The organism is Rhodovibrio sodomensis, from assembly GCF_016583645.1.
Classification (GTDB): Bacteria; Pseudomonadota; Alphaproteobacteria; order Kiloniellales; family Rhodovibrionaceae; genus Rhodovibrio; species Rhodovibrio sodomensis.
Map to the genome: position 1 here is coordinate 1 of NZ_NRRL01000324.1, position 449 is coordinate 449.

Sequence of the window (449 nt, forward strand, 5' to 3'; positions counted from 1 at the left end):
TGGCCATAGCGCTCAGTGGGCTCTACCTCTTTCTGGCGCCATCGCTGCTCAGCTTCCCGGACAGCTCCGTCTACGGCGCGCTCTACCGCACGTCTGTGCTGCTGCATGCCGCTGCGGTCTACCTGATCCTCATGGCGCTGGTCGCCCATATCTACTTCTCGACCGTGGAGCACAGGCCGGCCCTGGAGGGGATGCGCTCAGGCTATCTCAGCCTGGAATTCCTGCGCCGCGAGCGCCCGCTTTGGTATCAGGAGATCGTGGAGCGGTATCGCTCCGGGGAGTCCTCGGTCCGCGATGAATGATGGTGGGTGTCCGGTCGCCGGGCCCGGGCGGGACCCTGTTCGCCCGGGCCCGGCTGGGCGCTTAGCCGAAGATATCCTCGGTGATCGATTCGTACCAGCCGGGGGCATACATGGCCTCGATCTCCCGCTGGTCGCGATCGGCATCGA

The 449-nt window shown here is 65.7% G+C and carries 2 protein-coding genes; one reads left to right on the forward strand and one right to left on the reverse strand.

Annotation, left to right across the window (positions count from 1 at the left end; all coding sequences use genetic code 11):
• Window positions 1-302 (forward strand): cytochrome b family protein (locus tag CKO28_RS27995; protein WP_200344839.1); only part of this gene is annotated, 302 nt, incomplete at its 5' end.
• A 61-nt stretch (window positions 303-363) separates the two neighbouring features.
• Here CKO28_RS27995 and CKO28_RS29595 read toward each other — a convergent pair.
• The coding region (locus tag CKO28_RS29595) for an FCSD flavin-binding domain-containing protein (protein ID WP_200344841.1) at window positions 364-449 on the reverse strand (86 nt) is incomplete at its 5' end.